The organism is Sphingopyxis sp., assembly GCF_036402335.1.
GTDB lineage: Bacteria > Pseudomonadota > Alphaproteobacteria > Sphingomonadales > Sphingomonadaceae > Sphingopyxis.
Genome location: NZ_DASWTD010000478.1, coordinates 1 through 3,813, shown reverse-complemented (window position 1 = coordinate 3,813; position 3,813 = coordinate 1). Strand labels below are relative to the sequence as shown.

Sequence of the window (3,813 nt, the reverse complement as noted above, 5' to 3'; positions counted from 1 at the left end):
TGGCGAAGCGATCGAGCAAAGCATCAGCATAGGCAGCGAGATCCTGCCCGGGTGCCGCGTCGATCGTCGGCGCGGCTTCGTCGCGCATCAACCGTTCGACGGCCGCGCGAATTTCGGGGTCGGCGATGGCCTGATGGACATATTCATGGTCACGCCCCAGCCCGATATAGGCGAGCGCCGAATGCGCGCCGTTGAGCATACGCAGCTTCGCGGTCTCATAAGGCGCGACATCGGCGGCCAGTTCGGCGCCGACCTGCTCCCAGCGCGGGCGCGGGCCGGCAAAATCATCCTCGATCACCCACTGGCTGAAGCCTTCGGTAACGACCGCGCCTTCGTCGCGCGCGCCGAGGGTCGCCTCGACCGCCGCCCGGTCGGCGTCGGTCGTCGCGGGGACGATACGGTCGATCATCGTCGCCGGACAGGTACAGGTCGCATCGACCCAGTCGACGAGGCCCGGATGACAGGCCGCCAGATATTCACGCAGCAGGCGGCGCAGCACCGCACCATTCCCCGCCAGATTGTCGCAGCTGAGCAGCGTGACACCGCCGAGCCCCGCTGCCCTGCGCGCGGCCAGCCCCGCGGCAACGAAACGATAAAGGCTCGCTCCGCGGATCGCCGCGGCAAGGTCGAGCGATCCGTCAGGACAACGCAGATAAGCTTTCTCGGTCACGGTGAAGCTGACGATATGCGTGGTCGGCGCGGCGATCGCGGCGATGACCGCCTGCGGATCGTCGGCCGCGACGAGCACTTTCTGCACCGCGCCGATCAATCGCAATTCGGTTCCGGCAGCGCGGCGCACGCCGACGGTGTAGAGCCCATCCTGCGGGTTAAGCTGTGCCGCGACATCACCCGAACGCAGCGACACGCCGATGATGCCCCAATCGCGGTCACCCGCACCCATCGCATCGTCGGTATAGAGCGCCTGATGCGCGCGGTGGAACGCGCCGATGCCGATATGGACGATCCCTGCGGCTTGCACCGCACGGTCGTAGCCCGGCACCCGCGCCGACGCCGGCACCGGCGTTTGGCCCGTGAGCCTCACAGCTTGTACGCGGCCTTGGCGAGATGGTAGCTGAGGTCGGCCGCAAGCTCGGCCGCCTCCCACTCCTCCATCCGGTGCTCGGCGACGAGCCCGGCAAGGAAGCCGCAGTCGATGCGGCGCGCAACATCGTGGCGCGCGGGGATCGACAGGAAGGCGCGCGTGTCGTCGTTGAAACCGGCCGTGTTGTAGAAACCAGCGGTCTCGGTCATCTGGTTCCGGAAACGCCGCATCCCCTCCGGGCTGTCGTGGAACCACCAGGCCGGGCCGAGTTTCAGCGCCGGATAATGGCCCGCGAGCGGCGCGAGCTCCCTCGCATAGCTCGTCTCATCCAATGTGAAGAGAATGATCGTCAGCGCGGCCTCATTGCCATAGCGCGCCAGCAATGGGCGCAGCGCATGGACATAGTCGGTCGCGGTCGGGATATCGGCGCCCTTGTCACGGCCATAATGGTCGAACAGCCAAGGGTTGTGGTTGCGGAAGGCGCCGGGGTGGATCTGCATGACGAGGCCGTCGTCGAGACTCATCCCCGCCATCACGGTCAGCATATGCGCGCGGAACAGCTCAGCATCGGCGGCGCAGACATCGGCGGCGCAGACATCGGCGCCGGTAACGCGTGCGAACAGTGCCTCGGCCTCGGCGTCCGACAGGTCGGCCGTCGCCGCGGTCGGGTGACCGTGATCAGTCGAGGTCGCACCCATTTCGGCAAAGAAGGCGCGGCGGTCGCGGTGTGCGGCGAGATAGCCCGAATAGGAGAAGGCATCTTCGCCCGACAGGCCGGAGAAGCGTTTGAGGTTATCGCGGAAGCCTTCGAATTCCGGGTCGATCACCGGGTCGGGGCGATAGGCGGTGATCACCCGCCCACCCCACTCGCCGCTGGCATTCGCGGCGCGGATCGCGGCATGATGTTCGAGCGTATCGATCGGGCTTTCGGTCGTTGCGATCACCTCGATCCCGAAGCGGTCGAACAGCGCGCGCGGGCGAAAGGCGTCGGTCGCCAGCGCCTCGGTGATCCGGTCGTAATAGAGGTCCGCGGTCTCGGCCCCGAATTGCACGTCGAAACCGAAAGCTTCGGCGAACACCCAGTCCATCCACATCCGCGTCGGGGTACCACGAAAGAGATGATAGTTTTGCGCAAAGAGGCGCCAGCTTTCGCGCGGATCGGCATCCGGGTTCCGGATGCCCAGCGCATCGAGCGAGATGCCCTGCGAATAGAGCATCCGGAACACATAATGATCGGGGTGAAGCAGCAGCTCGGCCGCGTTGCCGAACGGCGCGTTGCCCGCGAACCAGCTCGGGTCGGTGTGCCCGTGCGGACTGACGATCGGCAGGCTCGCGACCTCGGCATAGAGCCGGCGCGCGATGGCGCGCTGCGCCGGATCGGACGGAAACAGGCGATCGGGATGCAGGGTCAGCGGGCGAGTCATGCGGGGGTAGTTTCGCTCTCCACGGTGACCGGCGCAAGCTGCGGGCTCAGCAGATGCACCGCGAGCACCGCGAGGAAGTAAACGGTCGTGCAGGCGGCAAAGATGACCGTATAATTGCCCCCCGTCGCGTCGAGCACGAGCCCGGTCGACTTCGCCATGATCATGCCGCCGACGCCGCCTGCGAATCCGCCAAGCCCGATCACCGACCCGACCGCGCGTTTGGGGAACATGTCGGGCGGGATCGACAGGATCGTCGACGAAAAGGCCTGATGGCCGGCGAGCGCGATGCCGATCAGCACGACCGCGAGCCACATATTGTCGAGCCCGGTGACAAAGAGCAAAGGCAGGACGCAGCAGCCGGCGCCGAGCATCGTCGCCTTGCGCGCGAAATTGACGCTACGCCCGCTCTGGATCAGCTTCGACGACACCCAGCCGCCAAGGATGCTGCCGACGTCAGAGAGCAGATACATGACGAGCATCGGCAACAGCACGACTTTCAGGTCGACGTCGTAGGTCGTGCTGAAATATTTGGGCAGCCAGAAGAGCATCAGGAACCAGACCGGATCGGTCAGGAATTTGGCGACCGCAAAAGCCCACGCCTCGCGCTTGGCGACGATCTTGCCCCACCCGATCCGCTCGACCTTCTCGGGCGGATCATGCTCGATCCACGCGAGTTCGGCGTCCGAGACCTTTCCGCTCTCGCGCGGATTGCTGTAGAGCCGAAGCCAGAGCACGAGCAGGATGACGCCGAAGATGCCGGTGGTGATGAAGGTTTCGCGCCAGTCGAAACCGAACAATGTCATGAAAAGCCAGAGCGTCGGTGCAGTCAGGATGACGCCGATCGTCGTCGCGCTGTTGACCCAGCCGATCGCATAGGCGCGCTCCTTCTGGGGAAACCATTCGCTCGACGCGCGGACGACCGAGGGGAAATGCCCCGCTTCACCGACGCCGAGCACGACGCGCGCCAGCATGAAGGAAATGATCGAGGAGGCGAAACCGTGCGCGACATGGCCGACGGTCCAGATGCTGATCGCGATCGCATAACCGACCTTCGGCCCGAAGCGGTCGATCAGCCAGCCCATCGCCAGGAAGCCAAGCGCATAGGCAGCCTGAAAGGCGGTGACGATGTTGCCATAGTCATTCTCGCTCCACCCGAGCTCCTGCCCAAGCGTCGGGGCGAGCAGGCCGAGCATGGTGCGGTCGATATAATTGACCGTGGTCGCGGCGAACAGCACCGCGACGATCAGCCAGCGGTACCGGCCTGCCCTCGGCACCGGCGACGCCGCGCCTCCGTCCGCGAATGCCTGTGCCATCTCTCTCTCCCGTTTTGGATTATTAATCCGCTAT

The 3,813-nt window shown here is 65.4% G+C and carries 3 protein-coding genes; all 3 read right to left on the bottom strand.

What is annotated here, in order from left to right; all coding sequences use genetic code 11:
- Positions 1–1,042: mannitol dehydrogenase family protein (locus tag VGD20_RS15610; protein ID WP_331135330.1), on the bottom strand; the 1,042-nt coding region annotated here is incomplete at its 3' end.
- Positions 1,039–2,466 (bottom strand): glucuronate isomerase, encoded by a 1,428-nt coding sequence (uxaC, locus tag VGD20_RS15605; protein ID WP_331135329.1) that lies wholly within the window; start codon positions 2,464–2,466, stop codon positions 1,039–1,041. The genes uxaC and VGD20_RS15610, both read right to left, overlap by 4 nt.
- Positions 2,463–3,779 carry an MFS transporter gene (locus tag VGD20_RS15600; RefSeq protein WP_331135328.1) on the bottom strand — a complete coding sequence of 439 codons (1,317 nt, stop codon included), beginning with the start codon at positions 3,777–3,779 and terminating at the stop codon, positions 2,463–2,465. The genes uxaC and VGD20_RS15600 overlap by 4 nt, the downstream gene beginning before the upstream one ends.
- Between the last annotated feature and the right edge of the window lie 34 nt (positions 3,780–3,813).